This window comes from Nonomuraea sp. NBC_00507, assembly GCF_036013525.1.
GTDB lineage: Bacteria > Actinomycetota > Actinomycetes > Streptosporangiales > Streptosporangiaceae > Nonomuraea.
The window spans coordinates 9,367,613-9,388,522 of the sequence record NZ_CP107853.1; the positions used below are offsets into that span (position 1 = coordinate 9,367,613).

A 20,910-nucleotide genomic window follows, 5' to 3' on the forward strand; every position below is an offset into this window, starting at 1 on the left:
CCGCACTTTCACCGCCCCGCGGCGAGCGGGGCGGCCTCGACGACCCGATGACGGGGGTCAGACCGGCGGGGCATTTCCTCCCCGCACTCAGGAGTGTCTTCGCCCGCGGGACGCGGGGCCGCCTTCGCAGCTGCCGGCGGCTCTCTGGACCCGCGAAGGCCCGCGGCTACTCGTCTCCCTCGACGTTTGCCGTCGATCTTACGGCCGCGCCGGAGCCACCGGCAAAGCGATTACTTCTCCTTCTTGGCCCGCTTCTCGCGGATCTTCATCGTGACCTCGATCGGCGAGCCGGCGAAGCCGAACTCCTCCCGGATGCGCCGCTCGACGAAGCGCCGGTAGGTGTCCTCCAGCCAGCCGGAGGTGAACAACACGAACTTGGGCGGCTCGACCGACGCCTGCGTGGCGAAGAGGATCTTCGGCTGCTTGCCGCCCCGGACCGGCGGCGGCGTCTGCTGCACCAGCTCGGTCAGGAACGCGTTGAGCCGGGCCGTCGGCACCCGCGTGGACCACGAGTCGAGCGCCTTCTCCAGCGCCGGGACCAGCCGGTCCACGTGCCGCCCGGTCAGGGCGGAGATGTTGACCCGCAGCGCCCACGGCGTGCGCACGAGCTGCCGGTCGATCTCCTTCTCCAGGTAGTAGCGGCGGTCCTCGTCGACCAGGTCCCACTTGTTGAACGCGACCACCATGGCCCGCCCGGAATCGATGACCAGGCCGATGATGCGCAGGTCCTGCTCGGTGAGCGGCTCGCTGGCGTCGATGAGCACGATCGCCACCTCCGAGCGCTCCAGCGCGGCGCGGGTGCGCATGGCGGCGTAGAAGTCGGCGCCCTGCAGCTCGCGGTCGCGCCGCCGGATGCCGGCCGTGTCGACGAAGCGCCAGGTGCGCCCGCCCAGCTCGATCAGCTCGTCCACGGGGTCGCGGGTGGTGCCGGCCATGGGGTCGACGAGCACACGCTCCTCCCCCGCCAGCTTGTTGAGCAGGGAGGACTTGCCCACGTTGGGCTTGCCGAGCAGCGCCACCCTGGCGGGGCCGCGCTGGGCCTCGAAGGTGACCTGCGGCGTCTCGGGCAGCGCGTCGAGCATCACGTCGAGCAGGTCGCCGCTGGAGCGCCCGTGCAGGGCCGAGACGGGGTAAGGCTCGCCGAGTCCGAGCGACCACAGCCCCGCGGCCTCGAGCTCCATCTGCTGGTTGTCGACCTTGTTGGCGGCCAGGATGACCGGCTTGCCCGATTGGCGCAGGATCGAGCCCACGATTTCGTCGGCGTCGGTTGCGCCGACGGTGGCGTCGACCACGAACACGATCACGTCGGCCAGCTCGACCGCGACCTGGGCCTGCTCGGCGATGCGCAGGCTCATGCCGGTGGCGTCGGGGTCCCAGCCGCCGGTGTCGACCACGGTGAAGCGGCGGCCGCGCCAGTTGGCGTCGTAGGTGACGCGGTCGCGGGTGACGCCCGGCACGTCTTCGACGACCGCTTCGCGGCGGCCGATAATGCGGTTGACCAGCGTGGACTTGCCGACGTTCGGCCGTCCTACGATGGCGACGACCGGCAGCGGCGTCGCATCGCCGTGCTCGGTGATCTCAAGCTCGTCGAGTTCGGCCTCGACCCAGTCCCCCGTTGTCACGAAATTTCATCCTTAATGTGAGTACCGCACCCGACATGGGGGTCAGGTGCGCTCTTTGACCAGCCTCAACACCTCCGCGATGACCTCTTCCAAGGTGAGCGCGGTGGTGTCGACCTCGACGGCGCCAGCCGCCATCGAGAGTGGGTCCGTCTTACGTGTCGAGTCCAGGGTGTCACGCCTGGCCATGGCCTCCTGCTGTGCCTCCGCCGTGGTGCCGGCCAGCTCGGCGCTGCGCCGCTGGGCGCGCGCCTCCGGACTGGCCGTCAGGTAGACCTTGACGGGGGCGTCGGGGTAGACGACGCTGCCGATGTCGCGGCCCTCGACCACGATGTCACCGGCGCCGATGATCTCCCGCTGCAGCGCGACCAGGCGCACCCGCACCTCGGGGACGGCGGCGACGGCGGAGACCGCGCCGGTCACCTCGGCCTCCCTGATCGGCCCGGCCACGTCGACGTCGTCGACGTGGATCGCAGGACCGTCCGGGTCGGTGCCGGAGACGATCCGCGGCTCGCCGCAGCGGGCCGCGATCGCGGCGTGGTCGGCCAGGTCGACGCCCTGCTGGAGCATCCACCAGGTCATCGCGCGATACATGGCTCCGGTGTCGAGGTAGCGCAGTCCCAGCGCGCGGGCGACCCCGCGCGAGACGCTCGACTTGCCCGACCCCGAAGGGCCGTCCATGGCGATGACCAGACCGGCCACGGTCTCTCCCTCTTCACGTTTTCCGTCCAACTTGACGAGGGTACCGTCTCCAACTCAGTCAGCGATCCAGCTCCCGTGGAAGCCGAGTGGCACCCGGGCGGGCAGGTGCACGGTGGCGACCGGCTCGCCGGTGAAGTCCTGCGCGGAAAGGATCACCAGATCGGCCGCTCCCCTGGCCGGGTTGTTGACGTAGGAGAGCACGTAGCCGTCGTCCTCGGCCTGGCCGGAGGCGACGAAGACCGGCTCGCCCACGTACGCGCCGCGCCCGAACTGCCGCATTTCCTGCGTGCCGTGATCCAGGTCGTGCTTGATGAGCGTGTTGTCGAAGGCCTCGTCGGGCAGGTCTTCCAGCTCGGTGTCCGCCGGGTAGATCACATCGGTCAGGTCGCGGGCGGCCGCGGTGTAGCCGTAGCGGTAGGCGCGGCCGGTGAGCCGCTCGTCCATGCGCGGGAACTCCTGCGCCCGGTCGTCCAGCCGCGTCTGGACAACCTTGCCCGCGCGCGGGTCGATCCGCCACCGGTCCAGCGTGGGCGTGCCTCCCAGGTCGAGCCGCGCGTCCACGAACCGCTTGGGGTAGCGCACCAGGTCCACGACCACCTCTTCGCCGTCGTCGTAGGCGTTGAGCGTGTGGAACACCCAGCAGGGCTCCACCTCGGCCCAGCGCACCTCGCCAGTGGTGCGGGACATCAGGCCGACCCTGGCGCCGCGTGCGTCATTCCACGCGTACGGCAGCGGGACGCCCTTCTCGGCGTGGGCCATGCTGTACGTGACCGGCAGGTCGTAGATCACGACGTATCGCTCGGTGAGGGCGAAGTCGTGCAGCATCGGCGCGTCCGCGATCGGGATCTCCCTGACCTGCGTCACGGCGCCCTTGGCGTCGATCACGATGTGCTGGTGGTGGTCCCAGCCGAAGAAGTAGGCCATGGCGTGCAGCTCGCCGGTGGCCGGGTCGGCGTGGGTGTGGGCGGCGTACCCGCCGGGCAGGCCGCCGTCGAAGTCGCACGCGCCGATGGTGTCGAGCTCATAGCTCAGCTCGTACGGCAGCGCCCCCGCCTCGACGGTCGCGAACGTGCGCCCGGCCAGCCCGATGACGTGCGTGTTGGCCGCGAAGTCCATGCCTTCGTGCGTGGGGCCCGGCCGGGGCTCCTCGCCGAGCCGCCGGGCGACGGCGGCGTTCCGGACCCAGCGGTTGCGGTACCACTCGGCGCGGCCGTCGCGCAGCCGCACGCCGTGCACCATGCCCTCGCCGATGAACAGATGGCTCGCGCTCGGGTCGTCGAGGCTGAGCGGGTTGGGACCGTTACGCAGGTAACGGCCGTTGAGCTCGTCCGGGATGCGCCCGGTGACCTCCAGGTCGAAGGCCGTGATCTCCTCGGTCACGGGCGTGAAGCCGCCCCTGAACGGTGTGGTGGTCATGGTGTGGTCCCCTCGTCGGGAGGAAGGTCGGGAGGAAGCAGGAAGGGCGAGAGCACCGAGGAGCACAGCGCCCGATAGCGCCGCGTCGCCTCAGGCTCGTGGAAGAAGCCGGAGATCTCCAGGCTCACCGCGCCGTGGACCGCCATCCACAGCAGGTCGGCGATCTCCTCGGCGGTGCCGCCGCGCAGCAGTCCCGGCTCCAGGCAGTCCTGGACGCGGCGGACGAGCAGCTCGAACGTGCGCTTGGCCGTCGCCACGGCCTCGGGCCCCGGCTGCAGCCCGGGAAGAGCGCCCTGGAACATGACCCTGTAGTAGTCGGTCTCGGCCAGCGCGTAGTCCCGGTAGGCCTCGAGCCCGGCATGCAGGCAGGCCAGCGGGTCATCCAGGGCGGACACGGCGAGCAGCCGCCGCTCGAACCTGGCGAACCCCTCCAGCCACAACGCCTCGCCGAGGCCGTCCTTACCGCCGAACAGCGTGTAGATCACCTTCGTGGAGCAGCCGACCTCGCCGGCGATACGCCGCACGGTCAGCGCCGCCGGGCCCTCGGTGACGAGCAGGCGCGTGGCGGCGTCCAGGATGGCTGCCCGGACGACGTCCTGCCCTTCCTGCTGAGCCTGCTGGTATGCGGTGCTCGTCATAGTGGGTAACGTCGTTTCTTATCGGTAACACTGTTACCGATCTTTATATGCCTGCTCCGCCCACGTGTCAACGGCCCCGCCGAGGAGTAAGCGCGTTCTTCCCGGTAAGTGACCTCGTGTGGCAGATGGAGCGCGGGTCACGGTCGTGGTGGCCAGCAAGGACAGGTTGCGGTCGCTGGCCCGCTCGCTCCCCTTGCACCCGCGCCCGGTGATCCTCATCGACAACGGCTCGACCGACGGGACGGCGGCGTTCGTTCGCAAGCACTTCCCCGACGTCCACCTCGTCGAGGCGGGCACGAACCTGGGGGCGCCCGCGCGCAACGTCGGTGTGCGGCTGGCCGAGACCCCGTACGTGGCCTTCGCCGACGACGACTCCTGGTGGGCGCCCGGCGCGCTGGAGCGGGCAGCCGACGTGCTGGACGCTCATCCGCGGCTGGCCATGCTGGGGGCGCGCGTGCTGGTGGGGCCGCAGGAGCGGCTGGATCCTGTGTCGGAGCTGATGGCACGCTCGCCGCTCGGCATGGAGCCCGACCTGCCGGGGCCGAGCGTGCTGGGGTTCCTGGCGTGCGGGGCGGTGGTGCGCAGGGAGGCGTTCCTCGACGCGGGTGGGTTCGATGACGTGATCTTCTTCTTCGGCGAGGAGGAGCGGCTGGCCGTGGACCTGGCGGCGCGCGGGTGGGGGCTGGCGTACGTGGACGACGTCGTGGCGCACCATCACCCGTCGCCCGCTCGGGATCCCCGCGGGAGGCAGGCGCTGGCCGCGCGCAACGCCGTGCTGACCGCCGTCCTGCGGCGGCCGTGGCGCGTGGTGGCCCGGCGTTCGTTCGACGCGCTGCGCGCCGGCCCCGCGGGCTGGGAGGGGCTGCGTACGGCGGTGCGGCGCTTCCCCCGCGCGCTGGCCGCGCGACGCGAACTCCCCGTCGCGGTGGAACGAGCCCGCCGCAGGCTGGAACGGGATGACGAGTGATCTGCGGACCCGTCGTTACGTCTCATGGGTGACGGGCAGCAGGCATCCATGAGTAGTGCACCGAATCCGATCGACCTGCAGAAACACCTGAGCGGCGTGGACTATCCCGCCAGCAAGGCCGATCTGGTCAAGGCCGCCCGCGACCACGGCGCGGGCGACGACATCGTCAAGGCCCTGGAGAATATGCCGGACCGCCGGTACGACGGCCCGAACGCCGTCAGTCAGGCGGTGACCAAGAAGTGACGTGGGGGCGCGGCGGGCGAGATCACCGGCTCGTCCGCCGCGCTGTGTCCGATCATGCGAGCCCGGCCGTCAGCGCGAACATCCAGACGGGCACCAGACCACGCTTGAGCAGCTTGAACGTCGGGATCGGGCTGCTGGACACCGTCTCCTTGTAGACGACCGCCGCCCGCCCGGTCAGGAACCACCGGCGCGGGCTGTCGTCCGGCCGGGTGAACTGGATGACCCCGTCCTTACGCCCGAGGCTGACGGGCTGATGAATGTACCCGAACCTGAACGGCTTGGGCGTCTTGCCGCGCAGCGTGGCGGCCAGGGAGTCGGCCGCGTGCAGCCCGGTCGGGATGCCGCCCTGGCAGGTGCCGTGCATTACCCCGAACGGCTGGGTGATGGCCGCGGCGTCGCCGACGGCGTAGACGTCCGGGTGGGACACCGAGCGGAGCGCGGAGTCCACGACGATCCTGCCGCGCTTGTCGACGGTGAGCCCGGACTCCGCGGCCACCGGCAGCCCGCTGGTCCCGGTGGTCCAGAGCGTGGCGTCGGAGTGGATCAACTCGCCGCCGGCCAGCTCGACCGCGTCGGGCAGGACCTTGGCGACGTCGACGCCGGCGCGTACCTCGACGCCGAGCCGTTCCAGCGCCGCGTCCAGGTAGGCGCGGGCCTTCTCGCCCATCATGGCGCCCGGCCGGCCCCGCGTGACCAGGAAGACGTGCAGATCCGGATGCGCCTCGGCCAGCTCGGTGGCCGACTCGACGCCGGTGAGCCCGCCGCCGGCCACGACCGCCGTTCCCCCATCGAGTGCCGCGAGGCGCTCGGCGAACTGCTTCGTGCCCGCGTAGTCGTCGTAGACGTGGGCGTGCTCGGCCACGCCGGGCACCGAGGCATCGGTGACGGTGCCGAGAGCGTAGATCAGCTTGTCGTAGCCGAGCACGCGCCCGTCGTCGAGCCGTGCCTCGCGCCGTCCGACGTCGAGCCCCGCTACCCGGCCCTGGACGAACCGGATGCCGGTGCCCGCGAGCAGGTCTTTCAGTGAATGGTCCGCCAGCTTCTCACCGGCCGCCGTCTGATGCAGCCGGAGCCGTTCGGTGAACCGCGCCGAGGCGTTCACCAGCGTGACCTTGCCGCCGATGCGCTGGGTCCTGACGGCGACCCGGATGGCCGCCGCGATGCCGGTGTAACCGCCGCCCAGAACAAGAATGTCAGTCATTCTTCCTTACCTCCTCGATTCACACCAGGGACGTATCGAGGAGACTCGGATGTGACATCGCAGCTCGCCTTGCGGGACCTGCCTAAGGGACGACCTGCCTAAGGGGCCACCTGCCTAAGGGGCCACCTGCCTAAGGGGCCACCTGCCTAAGGGGCGACCTGCCCAGGGGACGTGCCAGCTTAGGGGACGTGCCAGCCGCGTTCGCGCAGGGCGTCGGTGAGCGGGATGGCGGCGCCGGGCTGCACGGACAGCTCAGCGACGCCCAGGGGAAGCCCAGGCGCGTGCTCCAGGCGCACGTCCTCGACGTTGACCCCCACCTCGTCGCACACCTGGAACAGCCGGGCGAGCTGGCCGGGCCGGTCGCCGATGACGACCTGGACGACGGCGTACGCGGAGGCCGGACCGCCGTGCTTGCCCGGAATCCGGTCGTGCCCGGCGACGCCGCGCTTGAGCAGCTGGGTCAGCTCTCCGGTGGCGGTGCCGTCACCCTCGGCCAGGGCACGCAGCGCACTCGCGGCCTCGGCCAGGTCGTGCGCGACGGCCTCGAGCACCTCGGCGACGGGAGTGGCGTTGCCGGACAGGATGCCGATCCACAACCCTGGGTCGCTGCCGGCGATCCTGGTGACGTCGCGTACGCCCTGCCCGGCCAGGCCGAGCGCGACATCCGTGGCGTCGGCCAGCCGCGCGGCCACGGCGGAGGAGGCCACGTGCGGCGCGTGGGAGACGACGGCGACCGCGCGGTCGTGGTCGTCGGCGTTGACCTCGACCGGGTTGGCCCCGCACAGCTCGATCAGCCGCAGCACGGCCGCCTTCGCGTCGGGGCCGGCCTTCTCCGTGGGGCACAGCGCCCACGGACGGCCCAGGAACAGATCGTCCCGCGCGGCGCCGGGACCGGACTTCTCGCGGCCGGCCAGTGGGTGGGAGGCGACGTAGGTCGCCAGGTCGCAGCCCAGCTGCGTGGCCCGGTCGATGGGCTCGACCTTCACACTGGCGACGTCGGTGTAGAACCTGGCCACGCCGTGCCGCTGCAGCTCCAGCAACTCGCTCGCCACGTGGGCCGGGGGCACGGCGATGACCGCCAGATCCACCGTCTCGTGGCCGTCCCATTCCTCACCCGCGCCGAGCTCCCGTGCCAGCCGTACGGCTCCCTGGTCGCGGTCGGCGAGCAGGACGCGTACGCCGCGCTTGCGCAGCGCCAGCGCCGCGGAGGTGCCGATCAGACCGGTGCCCACGACGAGCACGGTACGAAGTTCCATCTCGTTGTCCTGATATGTCGGGCCGGTAGGGGGAGGTGAGTGTCTCTGGTGGTGCTTGCCGGCGGCTTACTGTGCGATGTCCTGCCGAAGCGCCACGGCGCCGCGCAGGTAGACATGCTGGATCTCGGCCCGGGGGCGATCGGTCTCGACGTGCGCCATCAGGCGTACCACGCGAGGCAGCGCGCCCGGCACGTCGATCTCGGTGCAGCAGATCAGCGGCACGTCGTGGAAGCCCAGCTTCCGCGCCGCCAGTGCGGGGAACTCGGCCGTCAGGTCGGGCGTCGCCGTGAACAGCACGCTGATCACGTCGTCCGTGGTCAGCTCATTGCGCTCCATGATCGCGCTGACCAGCTCGGTCGTGCCCTCGACGATCGAGTCACGATCGTTGGCGTCCACCTGAATCGCCCCGCGGATCGCCCGCACCATCTGGTTTGTCCCCTTCTCTGAGCGAGAGAGCCCGTGCGGAGGTTCGCACGGGCTCCTGCGTTCCGGTCAGATTACAGCTTCACGGCCGCGTACAGTTCGCCGACCTCTTTCAAGCTCAGCGCGCGTACGGTCCCGGGCTTGGTACGGCCCAGCTTCACCGGTCCGAACTCGATCCTGGCCAGGTCGATCACGCGGTGCCCGGCCTCTTCCAGCATGCGCCTGACGACGTGATTACGCCCTTCGTGCAGCACGATCTCGACCAGCGCCTGCTGGCCGTGCTCCTGCACGATGCTGAAGCCGTCGGCCTTCGCGATGCCGTCCTCCAGCTCGATGCCCTGCTTGAGCCGGCGCCCCAGGTCCCTGGGGATCGGCCCGGGCACCTTGGCCCAGTATTTCTTCTGCACGCCGTAGCTGGGGTGCGTCAACCGGTTGGCCAACTCGCCGTCGTTGGTGAGCAGCAGCAGGCCCTCGGTCTCGGTGTCCAGCCTGCCCACGTGGAACAACCGCGGGGCCAGCTCCTGCACGAAGTCCGCCAGGCACGGGCGGCCCTGCGGGTCGTCCATGGTGGACACGACGCCGATGGGCTTGTTCATGGCGTAGTAGACCAGGTCGGGGGCGGTGGGGATGCGCTTGCCGTCCACGTGGATGACCTGGGTCGCGGGGTCGACCTTGGCGCCGAAGCGCCGTACGACCTGGCCGTTCACGGTGACGCGGCCCTCGCCGATCATCTCCTCGCAGGCCCTGCGGCTGGCCACGCCCGCCTGCGCGAGCACCTTCTGCAGCCGTACGCCGTCCGGCACCTCGGTGGTGTCGCGCTCGTCGGTGTAGCCCTCGGGGTAGAAGTCGCGGTCGCGGAGGGGCTGGCGGGCCGCCTTGATCCGGTCCCGCTGCGGGCTGCCGTAGCTCTTGCCCACGGTCTGCACGTCGTCGCGCCTGGGGGCGCGGCCGGTACGGGCATCGCGGGGGGCGTCGCCGTCCCGCCTGCCATAACGGGCGCGGCTCGAGGACGTGCCCCGGGGGGCGAGATCCTCTCGTCCGCCGCGCGACGGACGCTCGCTCTCCCTGCGTCCGCTGCGGTCGGCCCGGAACGCGCCCCGGTCGGCGCCACGCTCGTCACGCCGGCCGGCGCCATAGCCGCCACGGTCATCCCGACGGCCAGCACCGTAGCCACCACGCTCGTCGCGACGCTGGGCACCGGCGCCATAGCCGCCACCACGCTCGTCACGACGCTCGGCACCACGGCCACCCCGGTCGTCACGGCGCTCGGCGCCATAGCCACCACGCTCGTCACGACGCTCGGCACCACGGCCACCCCGGTCGTCACGGCGCTCGGCGCCATAGCCACCACGGTCATCACGACGGCCGGCACCGTAGCCACCACGCTCGTCACGACGCTGGGCGCCATAGCCACCACGGTCATCGCGACGCTGGGCACCGGCGCCATAGCCACCACCCCGCTCATCGCGACGCTGGGCACCGGCGCCATAGCCGCCACCCCGCTCATCGCGACGCTGGGCACCGGCGCCATAGCCGCCACCCCGCTCGTCGCGACGCTGGGCACCGGCGCCATAGCCGCCACCCCGCTCGTCGCGACGCTGGGCGCCGTAGCCACCACGGTCATCCCGACGGCCGGCACCAGAGCCGCCACGGTCATCGCGACGCTGGGCACTGGCGCCATAGCCGCCACCACGCTCGTCACGACGCTGGGCACCGGCGCCATAGCCGCCGCGCTCGTCGCGGCGATCGGAACGGTTACCATCCCGGTCGCCGCGGGAACGCTCGTCGCGGTCTCCGCGCGCAGGCCGGTCGTCTCGATCTCCGCGGGACCACGAGTCGCGGTCACCACGCGAGCCGTAACGATCCTCGCGAGCGTCACGTGGGGATCGGTCGTCACGTGGGGATCGGTCCTCGCGCTCGCCGGAGGTGCCGTACCGGGCGCGGGTCCCGGAGCGGTCGGCGCGGAGGGAGTCACGGGAACCGCTCTGGACGTCATCACGGTCGGAGCGGAAGGCGGGACGTCCGTCGCGGCCGGCACTACGGCCCGAGCCGCCGGTACGTCCACGACCGCGTCCATCACCGGACGGGGTGCTTCGCCTGTTGATCACTTTGTTGTCTCCTCGAGATTTTCCACGTCGTCGGGGAGGAGGGGGGCGAGCTCGGGGAGCTCGCTGAGATCCCGTAGTCCCAGACGTTCAAGGAAGTATGAGCTTGTCCGGTAGAGCACTGCCTGGCTCTCCGGGTCGGTGCCGGCCTCTTCGACCAGCCCCCTGGCGACGAGCGTCCGCATGACGCCGTCGCTGTTGACGCCGCGCACGGCGGCGACGCGGGCACGACTCACCGGTTGCCGGTAGGCCACGACCGCGAGTGTTTCGAGCGCGGCCTGGGTCAGCCGCGTCTGCTGGCCATCGCGTACGAACCGCTCGACCAGCGGCGCGCAGTCGGCCCGCGTGTAGAACCGCCAGCCGCCCGCCACTTCTCTCAGATCAAAACCCCGTCCGGCAGCGGTATATTCCGCCGCCAACCCCCGCAAGGCCGCGGCCACCTCATGGGTGGGCCGCTCCAGCACCTGCGCCAGGGTCACCTCAGCGACAGGCTCGTCAACGACAACCAGGATAGCCTCCAGCGCCGCCTGCAGCGTCGGGCCCCCAGCGCTACCGTCCTCCGCCTCGGTCCCGTCATCCTCCGACGCTCCGGTTACGTCGTCCTCCGACGCTCCGGTTACGTCGTCCTCTGGCGTCCCGGCCACATCGAAGCCGGCGTCCTCCACGTCCCCCGCCGCACGGGTCGCGCCGAACTCCACCGCACCACGCCCTGCCGACCCAGTGCCGGAGAACCCGGGCCCAGCGGCCACAACCGATGAGTCGGCCTCCGCCTCAGCGGCCGAAGAGCCGTCCCCCGGCTCGGCGATCTTGCCGGCATCCACGTCCTGCGCCGCACGCGTCGCGCCGAACTCCACCGCACCAAGCGCCGTCGCCCCGGCGCCGCCAGACGCCGCCTCCGGGGACGAAGGCGCAGGGCCGGCAGCCGATCCGAGGGCCGGAGCGTCCGACGTCTCCACCACCGGCGGCGGATCGGCCGGCGCACCAGCGTCCGGCACGACGCCCGAACCCGGCACCGCCTCCGACGCCGCGGCCATGTCCGCTGGCACCGCATCGGCCGGCGCAACCTGCACGCCCGCCGACGCCGCATCGGCCTCCGCAACCGGTGTGTCGGCCAGCGCCGCATCGGCCTCCGCAACCGGCACGTCAGCCAGCGCCGCATCGAGCTCCGCAACCGGTGTGTCGGCTAGCGCCGCAGCGGGCGTGTCCTCGGACGTGGTGTCCTCCGCCGCCGGCGGCGGCGACTGAGCGAGGGAGCCGGGCAAGCTCATCCAGGCGGGGAGCGGGGGTCCGGAGTCCGGGGACCGGCGGGGGGTGGGCAGCGGGTTGGGGTTGTCAGTCATTGCGTTGGCTTCTCCGCGGATTCCTCGTAGTCGTCCCCCACCGCGACGTCCCCGTCGTCGGAGCCCGTCCAGGTCACGTGCAGGTCCCCGAGCGGCTCGACCTGCTCGAACGTGACCGCCGACTCCCGGAACAGCTCCAGCACCGCCAGGAACCGCGCGATGACCTCGTAGGTGCCCTCGCAGTCGGACACCAGCGCACGGAAGGTGGCCCGCCGCAGCCGGCGCAGGTGCATGACCAGGAGCGCGGCCTGCTCTTTGACGCTCGCCAGGGGCTGGTAAATGTGCCCGACACTCACGGTGGGCGGCAGCTTGGGGATGAAGGCGCGCGCTGCGATCTTGGCGAGTTGCTCGGGCCCGATGCCCAGCACGAGCTCGGGCAGCAGGTTGGCGAACTGCGGCTCCATCGGCACAGTGCGTGGGAAACGCAGCGCCTCCTCCGCCATCCGGCCCGCGAAGATCTTCGCCACCTCTTTGTACGCCTTGTACTGCAGCAACCGGGCGAACAGCAGGTCCCTGGCCTCCAGCAGCGCCAGGTCCTCCTCGTCCTCCACCTCGCCGGAGGGCAGCAGCCGGGCTGCCTTCAGATCCAGCAGCGTGGCCGCCACCAGCAGGAAGTGGCTGGTCTGGTCGAGGTCCCACTCGGGCCCGCGCGAACGGATGTACGCGATGAACTCGTCGGTGACCTTGGAGAGTGAGACCTCGGTGATGTCCAGCTTGTGCTTGGCGATGAGGCCGAGGAGCAGATCGAAGGGTCCCTCGAAGACGTCCAGGTGGACCTGGAAACCCCGAGGTTCGCTCTGCTCAGCGGTGGTCACCTGGACATTGTCGCAGGCTCCGGCCAGCGAGACAGCACCTCACGGGCCAGCTCACGGTAAGCGTTGGCGCCGAGGGACGACGGGTCGAACGTGGTGATCGGCTCGCCGGCCACGGTCGCGTCAGGGAACCGCACCGTACGGTTGATCACGGTGTGGAACACCTTGTCGCCGAACGCCTCCACCGTGCGGGCGAGCACCTCGCGCCCGTGCAGGGTGCGGGCGTCGTACATGGTGGCGAGCAGGCCCTCGATCTCGAGGTCCTCGTTGAGGCGCTCCTGGACCTTGGAGATGGTGTCCATGAGCAGCGCCACGCCGCGCAGCGCGAAGAACTCGCACTCCAGCGGCACCATGACGCCGTGGGCGCAGGTCAGCGCGTTGATCGTGAGCAGGCCCAGGGACGGCTGACAGTCGATGAGGCACACGTCGTAGTGCGGCAGCAGCGGCTTGATCACGCGGCCGAGCACCTGCTCGCGCGCCACCTCGGTGACGAGCTGCACTTCGGCCGCGGACAGGTCGATGTTGCTCGGCAGCAGGTCGAGCCCCTCGACACCGGTCCCGAGCAGCACGTCCTCAGCGGTGACGTTGCGCTCCATGAGCAGGTTGTAGACAGTCAGGTCGAGCTGGAGCGGGTTGATGCCCAGCCCGACAGAGAGCGCGCCCTGCGGGTCGAAGTCGACCAGCAGCACCTTGAGGCCGTATTCGACCAGCGCGGCGCCCAGATTGATAGTGGTCGTGGTCTTGCCGACCCCGCCCTTCTGATTGACCATCGCGACCACGCGCGCGGGGCCGTGCACGGCAGGGGGCACCGGTTCTGGGAACACCGGTCTGGGCCGCTGTGTGGGCCCGAGGTTGACGCCATTGGAAGGCGCGTTGCTTTTCGTGCCGCCCCAGGGGTTGTCGGGGGTCCCCGGGGTTGAACCCTTGGTCGTCACAGTCACCAGCTCGAACCTCCCTGACGATCCCGAACCGGACCGTCCGGACGGACACTATGGCGTCACCACTTAACGCGGCAAGGCGGCACGCCGAGGGCGCCGCACGTCGCAAAAGACTATAGATCACTGACGGGCGCGAGGATGCGCGGCGGCATAGACCTCGCGGAGCCTGTCGACCGTGACCAGGGTGTAGACCTGTGTGGTCGTCACCGAGGCGTGGCCGAGCAACTCCTGCACCACCCTAACGTCAGCCCCGCCGTCCAACAGATGAGTTGCGAAGGAATGCCGGAGAACGTGGGGACTTATCCTGTCGAGTCCGGCGCGTTCGGCGGCTGTCTGGAGCACCTCCCAGGCTCCCTGCCTGGTCAGACGCCCGCCCCGGGCGTTCAGGAAGACGGCGGGGGTGCCCCGTCCGTGGGCGAGCAGTCCGGGCCGGGCACGCACCACGTACGCGTCCAGGGCGGAGCGGGCATAACGCCCCAAAGGCACGACGCGCGTACGGCCGCCCTTGCCGCGCAGGCGTACCTGCTCGTCTTCGAGGTCGTCCACGGCCAGCCCGACGGCTTCGGAGATGCGGGCGCCGGTGCCGTACAGGACTTCGAGCAGGGCGCGGTTGCGCAGCGTCAGGGGCGCGCCGTCGGGGCCGGAGGCGGCGATGAGCCGTTCGACCTCGTCCACGGCGACGGCCTTGGGGAGCCTGCGGAGCTGGCGCGGCGGGCGCACCTGGTGGGCGGGGTCGTGGGCGGTGACGCCCTCACGGAGGGCGAAACGGTGCAGCCCGCGCACGGCGGACACGGCGCGGGCGGCCGAGCTGGCGACCAGCGCCGGGTGCTCGCCGTCGCCCTCGCGCAACGCGGCGAGGAAGGCCTGGACATCGGCCTCCCCCACCTCGTCGAGCTCGGCGCGGCCGCGCGCCTGCAGGTGCTCGAAGTAGCGGCGCAGGTCACGGCGGTAGGACGCGAGCGTGTTGGCGGCCAGGCCCCGCTCCACCGCCAGATGGGCGAGGTAGCTGGAGAGCACTGCCTCCACGAACCGGTCCTTCCGTCACGCCTCCGGGGCGTCGGCGGGACGCAAGCAATCGAATCCCTCAACCGAAGCCGCATATGCGGCGAGGATACCGGCCACGGCCGGGGAATTGTGGATCATTCCCATGAGCGCCTTCTCCACCGCGTCGGCCAGGGGGATCCATTCGACCGGCATGTCGATTTCCTCGTGCCGGTGGACGAAGCCGTTCTCCTCGTCGGGGATCTTGGACAGGTCGCGGGCGAGGAAGACCCGGATGCGCTCGTCGCTCATTCCGGGCGAGGTGCGCAGGTCGATGAGCGTCTGCCAGGTCCCGGCCCGGTATCCGGCCTCCTCGGCGAGCTCCCGAGCCGCCCCTTCGACCAGCGCTTCCCCTTCCACGTCCCGGATCCCGGCCGGCAGCTCCCACATCAGCTGCCGGGTGGGATGCCGATACTGCCTGATCATCAGGACGCGGTCGCGGTCGTCGAGGGCCAGCACGGCGACCGCGCCGGGATGCACCACGTAGTCGCGGTCGGCGACCTCGTCGCGGGGCATCTTGACGGTGTCGGTGACCACGCGGATGACGCGGCCCTCGAACCGTTCCTTCGTCTCAACGACCTCCCACGCCTCAGGCATGTCTGCGGTCATGGTCGCGCTCCCCCGGGGGCTGCGCTGGTCACGCAAGCTACCGCTCTCCGCCCCCGGCTCGCCGCTCTGGTGATTCTCACTGGCCGACCCTAGCGCCGACGCGGCCGTCGGCGTAGATCAGGGCGGCGCCGATGAGGCCCTTGAACATCGGGTTGGCGCGGGTGGGGCGGGAGCGGAACTCGGGGTGCGCCTGGGTGCCGATGAAGAACGGGTGGATGTCGACGGGCAGTTCGGTGTACTCGACCAGGCGGCCGTCGGGCGACACGCCGGAGAACACCAAGCCGACCTTCTCCAGCTGCTCCCGGTAGGTGTTGTTGACCTCGTAGCGGTGACGGTGCCGCTCGTCGGCCTTGGCCTTGCCGCCGTAGAGCTGCCGGGCGAGCGTGCCCTCGCCGAGCTTGGCGGTGTAGATGCCGAGGCGCATGGTGCCGCCCATGTCGCGCTCGCCCGCGACGACGTCCTCCTGGTCGGCCATGGTGGAGATGACCGCGTGCTTGGTGTCGGGGTCGAACTCGGCGGAGTTGGCGCCTTCGATGCCGGCCATGTTGCGGGCGGCCTCGATGACCATGCCCTGCATGCCCAGGCAGATGCCGAGCAGCGGGATCTTGTTCTCGCGGGCGTGGCGGATGGCGCCGATCTTGCCCTCGATGCCGCGCACGCCGAACCCGCCGGGGATGAGCACGCCGTCCACGCCGTCGAGCTCGCGCTCGGCGCCGTCGGGAGTCTCGCAGTCGTCGCTCTTGACCCAGCGGATGTTGATCCGCGCGTCGTTGGCGAACCCGCCGGCCCGCAGCGCCTCGGTCACGGACAGGTAGGCGTCGGGCAGGTCGATGTATTTCCCGACCAGCGCGATCGTGACCTCCTTGGCGGGGCGGTGGACACGGCGCAGGAGCTCCTCCCACTCCTTCCAGTCGACGTCACGGAACGGCAGGCCGAGCCGCCGCACCACGTACGCGTCGAGCCCTTCGGAGTGGAGCACCTTCGGGATGTCATAGATGGAGGCGGCGTCCACGGCGGAGACCACGGCGTCCTCGTCCACGTCGCACATGAGGCTGATCTTGCGCTTGATCGCCGTCTGCACGGGCCGGTCGGACCGCAGCACGATCGCGTCCGGCTGGATGCCGATGCTGCGCAGCGCCGCCACGCTGTGCTGCGTCGGCTTGGTCTTGAGCTCCCCGGAGGGACCGATGTACGGCAGCAGCGACACGTGCAGGAAGAACACGTTGTCGCGCCCCACCTCGTGCCTGATCTGCCGGACGGCCTCCAGGAACGGCAGCGACTCGATGTCGCCAACCGTGCCGCCGACCTCGGTGATGACCACGTCCACCTCAGGACCGGCCATGCCCCTGATGCGGTCCTTGATCTCGTTGGTGATGTGCGGGATGACCTGGACGGTGTCGCCCAGGTATTCGCCCCGGCGCTCCTTGGCGATGACGTTGGAGTAAATTTGGCCGGTCGTGACGTTCGCAGAGCCGTGCAGGTCGGTGTCGAGGAAGCGCTCGTAGTGGCCGACGTCGAGGTCGGTCTCGGCGCCGTCGTCGGTGACGAACACCTCGCCGTGCTGGAACGGGTTCATGGTCCCGGGGTCGACGTTGAGGTACGGGTCGAGCTTTTGCATGGTGACCCGGAGACCGCGTGCCTTGAGGAGGCGACCGAGGCTGGATGCCGTGAGCCCCTTGCCGAGACTGGAGGCGACACCGCCGGTGACGAACAGATGCTTGGTTTGCGATGCGCTGCGCAAAGGGGCTCCCGTGGCTCGAGGTGTGGTCGAAGTGTCCACGGGCTCTCAGGATATCAAACAACGCCCCTCACATGCCCGAACAGACATGACCTAGCGGTAACTTTGGTCGCTATGGCATTAGTACGGCGGGCTGTGGGCACGCTGATTCACCGTACCTACACGGCGATCCGCCACGCGGGCGCGATCTCTCCGGCTTCTCCGGCCGGTTACCGATTCCGCCGGTTGGGCGACGGGGTCAGCATCGCGTTCCCCCCGGGCGCCATCTTCGGCGAGCAGTGGATCGAGATCGGCGACCACACGCTGATCGGCGAGCGCGTGTCGCTCTCGTGCGGCATGATGCCGGGCCCGGACCTCGGCCCGGACTCGATCCTGCGGATCGGCCGCGGCTGCTCGATCGGCCGGGGCTCGCACATCGTGGCCCACCAGTCGATCGACATCGGCGACGACGTCTTCACCGGCCCGTACGTCTACATCACCGACCAGAACCACGTCTACGACGACCCGGACGTGCCGATCGGCCGGCAGTGGCCGCGCAACAGCCCGGTCTCGATCGGCTCAGGCTCCTGGCTGGGCGCGGGGGCGATCATCCTGCCGGGCACCACGCTGGGCCGCCAGTGCGTGGTGGCAGGCGGGGCGGTGGTCCGCGGGACCTTCCCCGACCACAGCGTGGTCGCCGGGGTGCCGGCCAAGCGGGTGCGCGGTTACACGCCGCACCTGGGCTGGCACGCCCCGAACGGCGCCGTCGAACCGGGGATGGACCGAACATCCTTCTAACCGTTAGCGTCGTGTCATGCGGACCGCCATCTGTGAGCGCCTGGGCATCGAGTTCCCCCTGTTCGCCTTCAGCCACTGCCGGGACGTGGTGGCGGCGGTCACGAACGCGGGCGGGTTCGGGGTGCTGGGCGCGATCGCGTACTCACCGGAGCAGCTCGACACCGAGCTGACGTGGATCGACGAGCGGGTCGGCGGCCGGCCGTACGGCGTGGACGTGCTCGTACCCGGCAAGATCGACGACTCGGCGCTGGACCGGCGCGCGCACCTGCTGGACTTCATCCCCGACCGGCACCGCGACTTCGTCACGCACCTGCTGGCCAAGTACGGCGTGAGCGCGCCGGCGCAGCCCCTGACGGCGGTGGCGGACGAGCTCGGCAGGCGGGTCACGGCGGCGGGGGCGACGGGGCTGATCGACGTGGCGTTGAAGCACCCGATCGGGCTGATCGCCAGCGCCCTGGGCCCGCCCCCGGGGGAGATGGTGGCGAAGGCCAGACAGGCGGGCGTGCCGGTGGCCGCGCTGGTCGGCACGGTGGAGCACGCCCGCAGGCAGGTGGCCGCCGGTGCGGACCTCATCGTCGCGCAGGGCACCGAGGCGGGCGGGCACACCGGTGAGATCGCCACGATGGTGCTGGTGCCGCAGGTCGTGGACGCGGTCGCGCCCGTGCCCGTGCTGGCGGCCGGAGGGATCGCGTCGGGGCGGCAGATGGCCGCGGCCATGGCGCTCGGCGCGGACGGCGTGTGGTGCGGCTCGGTGTGGCTGACCACGGAGGAGGCGGAGACGGCGCCCGCCGTCAAACGCAAGATGCTGGCCGCGTCGTCGCTGGACACGGTCAGGTCCAGGTCGCGTACGGGCAAGCCGGCCCGCCAGCTCAAGTCGGCCTGGACGGAGGAGTGGGACTCCGGGCCGGAGAGCCCGGGGCCGCTGGGGATGCCGCTGCAGATCCTGCTGTCGGAGGGGGCGATGGCCCGCATCGGGGCGGCGGCGGAGAAGGGCGAGCCGGGGGCCGTGGACCTGGTCAACTACTACGTGGGGCAGGTCGTGGGCCAGCTCGACCAGGTGAAGCCGGCCCGCGAGGTGGTCTACGACATGATCAGCGAGTTCGGCGAAGCGGTGGAGCGTCTGGCGCGCCTGTCCGAGTGAAGACGTACAGGTAGGGGTGGCGTGGCCGGACCGAGCCGTCGGCGGCGGCCTTGGCCAGGGCGAGCGCGCCATCGGCCGAGGTCCCGAGGGGCGGCGTGAAGCGGGCGCCGGGCAGCGACTCGCGCACGGTGCTCTGGAACGGCTCCATGAGCAGGTCCGCGGCCTCGAAGAGGCGGCCGCCCCAGGAGAAGACCGGTTCGAGACCGGCCGCGGCGGCGACGGCCGTCTGGCCGAGCTGCCGGCCGGCCTCGGTCCAGATCCGCCGGGCGACGGCGTCGCCCGCGCGGGCCGCCTCGCCGACGCACGGCGCGAACGCCGCCAGGTGGTGTGCCGCGGAGCCCGACTCGTAGACGAGCGCCACCAGGTCGAGGGGGTGGCCGTAGCGGGCCATCATGCGTTCGAGCAGGGCGGCCGAGCCGCCGGCCCGGCCGTCGTGGGCACGCAGGGCGGCGTGCAGGCCCTGCGCGCCGACCCAGGCGCCGCCGCCGTGGTCGCCGAGCAGGTGCCCCCACCCGTCGGCCTGGTTCCAGACGTCTTTCAGGTCGGTGCCGAGCGTGATGACGCCGGTGCCCGCGGCCACGACGACCCCCGGCTGGAAACCGAGCGCGCCCACGTGCGTCGTCACCATGTCACCGGCGACCACGAGCGTGCCCAGCGCGAGCCGCTCCCGCAGCGCCCGCCACAAGGTGCCGGGATCCTTGACCAGGCCGGGCAGACCGGTCACCCCCACCGCCATGCCGGCCAGCCGGTCGAGAGCCGGCAGGGCGTCCGGCCCCGGCGCTCCGGTCTCCTGTCCGAACCCGGCGATCCGAGCGGGGGTCGCGTGCTCGAAACCGGCGGTCCTGGCCGGGGTCGCGTTCTCCACGACCGTGGCGATCCGGGCGGCGAGCCGGTCGAGGTCGACGCGGCCCTGGTCGCGTGGCACCGGCGCCGAGTCCTCCCCGTAGGCGCTCACCCCTCCGGTCTCGATCCGGGCCCTGACTCCCCCGCCGCCGACGTCCACGCCGGCGAATCCGGCCCGGCTCACTGGGCGCGCCCGCGCTCGGCCGGGTGGGAGAGCGCGGCCACGGCCGCCCTGACGCCCTGGTGCGCGCCGAGTGCCGCCCGGGCCTCAGTGGCGGAGCAGCCGGTGAGCAGCCGTACGAGCGCCTCCGGGATGGCCCCGTCCGCCTCGGCGAGGGCGCTGCGGCAGGCCTCCGCGCCGGCGCCGGTGGCCTCCATGAGCAGGCTCACCGCACGCTCGGCCAGCTTGGCGTTGGTGGCCACCAGCCCGACCATGAGGTTCCCGTACGTCCGCCCGGCCTTGATCATCAAGGCGGTCGAGAACGCGTTCAGCATCACCTTGGTCGCCGTGCCGGCCTTGAGCCGGGTGGACCCGGTCAGCGCCTCCGGCCCGGTGTCGGCGACGACCAGGATCTCGGCCAGGTCACGCAGCGGCGCGTCCGGGTTGCAGGTGATCAGCACCGTGAGGGCGCCCCCGGCCCCGGCCGCGCGCAGGGCGCCGGCGACGTATCTCGTCGAACCCGACGCCGTGATCCCCACCGCCACGTCCCCGGGACCGAGGGCCTGGGCGTCGGCCTCGCCCAGCGACTCGGCGTCCTCACGGTCGATGGAGGAGTCGGTGAGCGCGGCGGCCCCGCCGGCGAAGTGCGCCGTGAACAGCTCGCGCGCCACCCCGAACGTCGGCGTGATCTCGGTGGCGTCCAGCACGGCGAGCCGCCCCGACGCGCCGGCGCCGAAGTAGTGGACGCGACCGCCCGCGGCCAGGCGCCGATGCGCCGCGTCCACCGCGAGGGCGAGCGGCCCGGTGGCGGCGCGGGCCGCCTCGACGGCGCGGGCGTCCTCCTCCAGCAGCAGCCGGAGGACGTCGCCGGACTCCAGGGTGTCGATGTCGGCGGTGCGGGGGTTGCGGAGTTCCGTGGGCGGTGCCGCCTGGCTCATCAT

At 71.3% G+C, this 20,910-nt stretch carries 20 protein-coding genes and 1 pseudogene; 4 read left to right on the forward strand and 17 right to left on the reverse strand.

The genetic code is table 11. The features are described from left to right. Positions 1–230: 230 nt before the first annotated feature. From der to OHA25_RS45210, 4 genes are all read right to left on the reverse strand, one after another. Complete coding sequence (gene der, locus OHA25_RS45195; protein ID WP_305922112.1) at positions 231–1,622, reverse strand: ribosome biogenesis GTPase Der; 1,392 nt, start codon at positions 1,620–1,622, stop codon at positions 231–233. 42 nt (positions 1,623–1,664) lie between these two features. Then, positions 1,665–2,300, reverse strand: a complete 636-nt coding sequence (gene cmk, locus OHA25_RS45200) for a (d)CMP kinase (RefSeq protein ID WP_305922236.1) — start codon at positions 2,298–2,300, stop codon at positions 1,665–1,667. 75 nt (positions 2,301–2,375) lie between these two features. After that, a complete protein-coding gene (locus OHA25_RS45205) occupies positions 2,376–3,737 on the reverse strand; it encodes a carotenoid oxygenase family protein (protein WP_327583046.1) in 1,362 nt (453 codons plus the stop codon). Next, a complete protein-coding gene (locus tag OHA25_RS45210; protein ID WP_327583047.1) occupies positions 3,734–4,375 on the reverse strand; it encodes a TetR/AcrR family transcriptional regulator in 642 nt (213 codons plus the stop codon). Before OHA25_RS45210 ends, OHA25_RS45205 begins: the two co-directional genes overlap by 4 nt. Positions 4,376–4,493: 118 nt before the next feature. Between OHA25_RS45210 and OHA25_RS45215 the strand changes: the two genes are divergently transcribed. After that, complete coding sequence (locus tag OHA25_RS45215; protein ID WP_327583048.1) at positions 4,494–5,342, forward strand: glycosyltransferase family 2 protein; 849 nt, start codon at positions 4,494–4,496, stop codon at positions 5,340–5,342. A gap of 48 nt (positions 5,343–5,390) precedes the next feature. Continuing rightward, on the forward strand, positions 5,391–5,585 hold the full coding sequence (locus OHA25_RS45220) for a DUF2795 domain-containing protein (RefSeq protein ID WP_327583049.1): 195 nt from the start codon (positions 5,391–5,393) through the stop codon (positions 5,583–5,585). A gap of 52 nt (positions 5,586–5,637) precedes the next feature. Here OHA25_RS45220 and OHA25_RS45225 read toward each other — a convergent pair whose 3' ends face one another. The 11 genes and pseudogenes from OHA25_RS45225 to OHA25_RS45275 form a co-directional block, all read right to left on the reverse strand. Continuing rightward, positions 5,638–6,786 carry an NAD(P)/FAD-dependent oxidoreductase gene (locus OHA25_RS45225; RefSeq protein ID WP_327583050.1) on the reverse strand — a complete coding sequence of 383 codons (1,149 nt, stop codon included), beginning with the start codon at positions 6,784–6,786 and terminating at the stop codon, positions 5,638–5,640. Between the two features lie 179 nt (positions 6,787–6,965). Beyond that, positions 6,966–8,042, reverse strand: coding sequence for a prephenate dehydrogenase (locus OHA25_RS45230; protein WP_327583051.1), 1,077 nt, complete (start codon positions 8,040–8,042; stop codon positions 6,966–6,968). A gap of 66 nt (positions 8,043–8,108) precedes the next feature. Further along, a complete protein-coding gene (gene aroH / locus OHA25_RS45235; RefSeq protein WP_305922105.1) occupies positions 8,109–8,468 on the reverse strand; it encodes a chorismate mutase in 360 nt (119 codons plus the stop codon). 71 nt (positions 8,469–8,539) lie between these two features. Beyond that, on the reverse strand, positions 8,540–9,172 hold the full coding sequence (locus tag OHA25_RS45240) for a pseudouridine synthase (protein WP_442942235.1): 633 nt from the start codon (positions 9,170–9,172) through the stop codon (positions 8,540–8,542). Between the two features lie 15 nt (positions 9,173–9,187). Beyond that, positions 9,188–10,573, reverse strand: a pseudogene (locus OHA25_RS61680) (pseudouridine synthase); the annotation flags it as partial. Next, a complete protein-coding gene (gene scpB / locus OHA25_RS45250; RefSeq protein ID WP_327591137.1) occupies positions 10,570–11,103 on the reverse strand; it encodes an SMC-Scp complex subunit ScpB in 534 nt (177 codons plus the stop codon). The pseudogene OHA25_RS61680 and the gene scpB, both read right to left, overlap by 4 nt. A gap of 803 nt (positions 11,104–11,906) precedes the next feature. Further along, positions 11,907–12,725 carry a segregation and condensation protein A gene (locus OHA25_RS45255; RefSeq protein WP_327583054.1) on the reverse strand — a complete coding sequence of 273 codons (819 nt, stop codon included), beginning with the start codon at positions 12,723–12,725 and terminating at the stop codon, positions 11,907–11,909. Then, entirely contained in the window at positions 12,722–13,657 is a 936-nt protein-coding gene (locus OHA25_RS45260; protein WP_371825908.1) for a ParA family protein, read from the reverse strand. The genes OHA25_RS45255 and OHA25_RS45260 overlap by 4 nt, the downstream gene beginning before the upstream one ends. Before the next feature lie 123 nt (positions 13,658–13,780). Then, positions 13,781–14,686, reverse strand: coding sequence for a site-specific tyrosine recombinase XerD (locus tag OHA25_RS45265; RefSeq protein WP_327583055.1), 906 nt, complete (start codon positions 14,684–14,686; stop codon positions 13,781–13,783). Positions 14,687–14,701: 15 nt separating this feature from the next. Next, positions 14,702–15,310: an NUDIX hydrolase gene (locus OHA25_RS45270; protein ID WP_327583056.1), complete on the reverse strand. Its 609-nt coding sequence runs from the start codon at positions 15,308–15,310 to the stop codon at positions 14,702–14,704. A 76-nt stretch (positions 15,311–15,386) separates the two neighbouring features. After that, on the reverse strand, positions 15,387–17,051 hold the full coding sequence (locus OHA25_RS45275) for a CTP synthase (protein ID WP_305922098.1): 1,665 nt from the start codon (positions 17,049–17,051) through the stop codon (positions 15,387–15,389). Positions 17,052–17,162: 111 nt separating this feature from the next. Between OHA25_RS45275 and OHA25_RS45280 the strand changes: the two genes are divergently transcribed. Both OHA25_RS45280 and OHA25_RS45285 read left to right on the forward strand, forming a co-directional pair. Beyond that, complete coding sequence (locus OHA25_RS45280; protein WP_327583057.1) at positions 17,163–17,825, forward strand: acyltransferase; 663 nt, start codon at positions 17,163–17,165, stop codon at positions 17,823–17,825. Positions 17,826–17,841: 16 nt separating this feature from the next. Next, entirely contained in the window at positions 17,842–18,966 is a 1,125-nt protein-coding gene (locus tag OHA25_RS45285; RefSeq protein WP_327583058.1) for an NAD(P)H-dependent flavin oxidoreductase, read from the forward strand. On the opposite strand, the gene OHA25_RS45290 is transcribed toward OHA25_RS45285, so the two are convergent. After that, complete coding sequence (locus OHA25_RS45290; RefSeq protein ID WP_327583059.1) at positions 18,917–19,993, reverse strand: BadF/BadG/BcrA/BcrD ATPase family protein; 1,077 nt, start codon at positions 19,991–19,993, stop codon at positions 18,917–18,919. The genes OHA25_RS45285 and OHA25_RS45290 overlap by 50 nt on opposite strands. Then, entirely contained in the window at positions 19,990–20,907 is a 918-nt protein-coding gene (locus OHA25_RS45295; RefSeq protein ID WP_327583060.1) for an N-acetylmuramic acid 6-phosphate etherase, read from the reverse strand. The genes OHA25_RS45290 and OHA25_RS45295 overlap by 4 nt, the downstream gene beginning before the upstream one ends. Between the last annotated feature and the right edge of the window lie 3 nt (positions 20,908–20,910).

Bases quoted from the DNA above. Each gene is read 5' to 3' on its own strand.
- cmk (WP_305922236.1), bottom strand. From the start codon at position 2,300: ATGGACGGCCCTTCGGGGTCGGGCAAGTCGAGCGTCTCGCGCGGGGTC.
- OHA25_RS45225 (WP_327583050.1), bottom strand. From the start codon at position 6,786: ATGACTGACATTCTTGTTCTGGGCGGCGGTTACACCGGCATCGCGGCG.
- OHA25_RS45205 (WP_327583046.1), bottom strand. From the start codon at position 3,737: ATGACCACCACACCGTTCAGGGGCGGCTTCACGCCCGTGACCGAGGAG.
- OHA25_RS45220 (WP_327583049.1), top strand. From the start codon at position 5,391: ATGAGTAGTGCACCGAATCCGATCGACCTGCAGAAACACCTGAGCGGC.
- OHA25_RS45210 (WP_327583047.1), bottom strand. From the start codon at position 4,375: ATGACGAGCACCGCATACCAGCAGGCTCAGCAGGAAGGGCAGGACGTC.
- OHA25_RS45285 (WP_327583058.1), top strand. From the start codon at position 17,842: ATGCGGACCGCCATCTGTGAGCGCCTGGGCATCGAGTTCCCCCTGTTC.
- OHA25_RS45270 (WP_327583056.1), bottom strand. From the start codon at position 15,310: ATGACCGCAGACATGCCTGAGGCGTGGGAGGTCGTTGAGACGAAGGAA.
- aroH (WP_305922105.1), bottom strand. From the start codon at position 8,468: ATGGTGCGGGCGATCCGCGGGGCGATTCAGGTGGACGCCAACGATCGT.
- OHA25_RS45230 (WP_327583051.1), bottom strand. From the start codon at position 8,042: ATGGAACTTCGTACCGTGCTCGTCGTGGGCACCGGTCTGATCGGCACC.
- OHA25_RS45280 (WP_327583057.1), top strand. From the start codon at position 17,163: ATGGCATTAGTACGGCGGGCTGTGGGCACGCTGATTCACCGTACCTAC.
- OHA25_RS45295 (WP_327583060.1), bottom strand. From the start codon at position 20,907: ATGAGCCAGGCGGCACCGCCCACGGAACTCCGCAACCCCCGCACCGCC.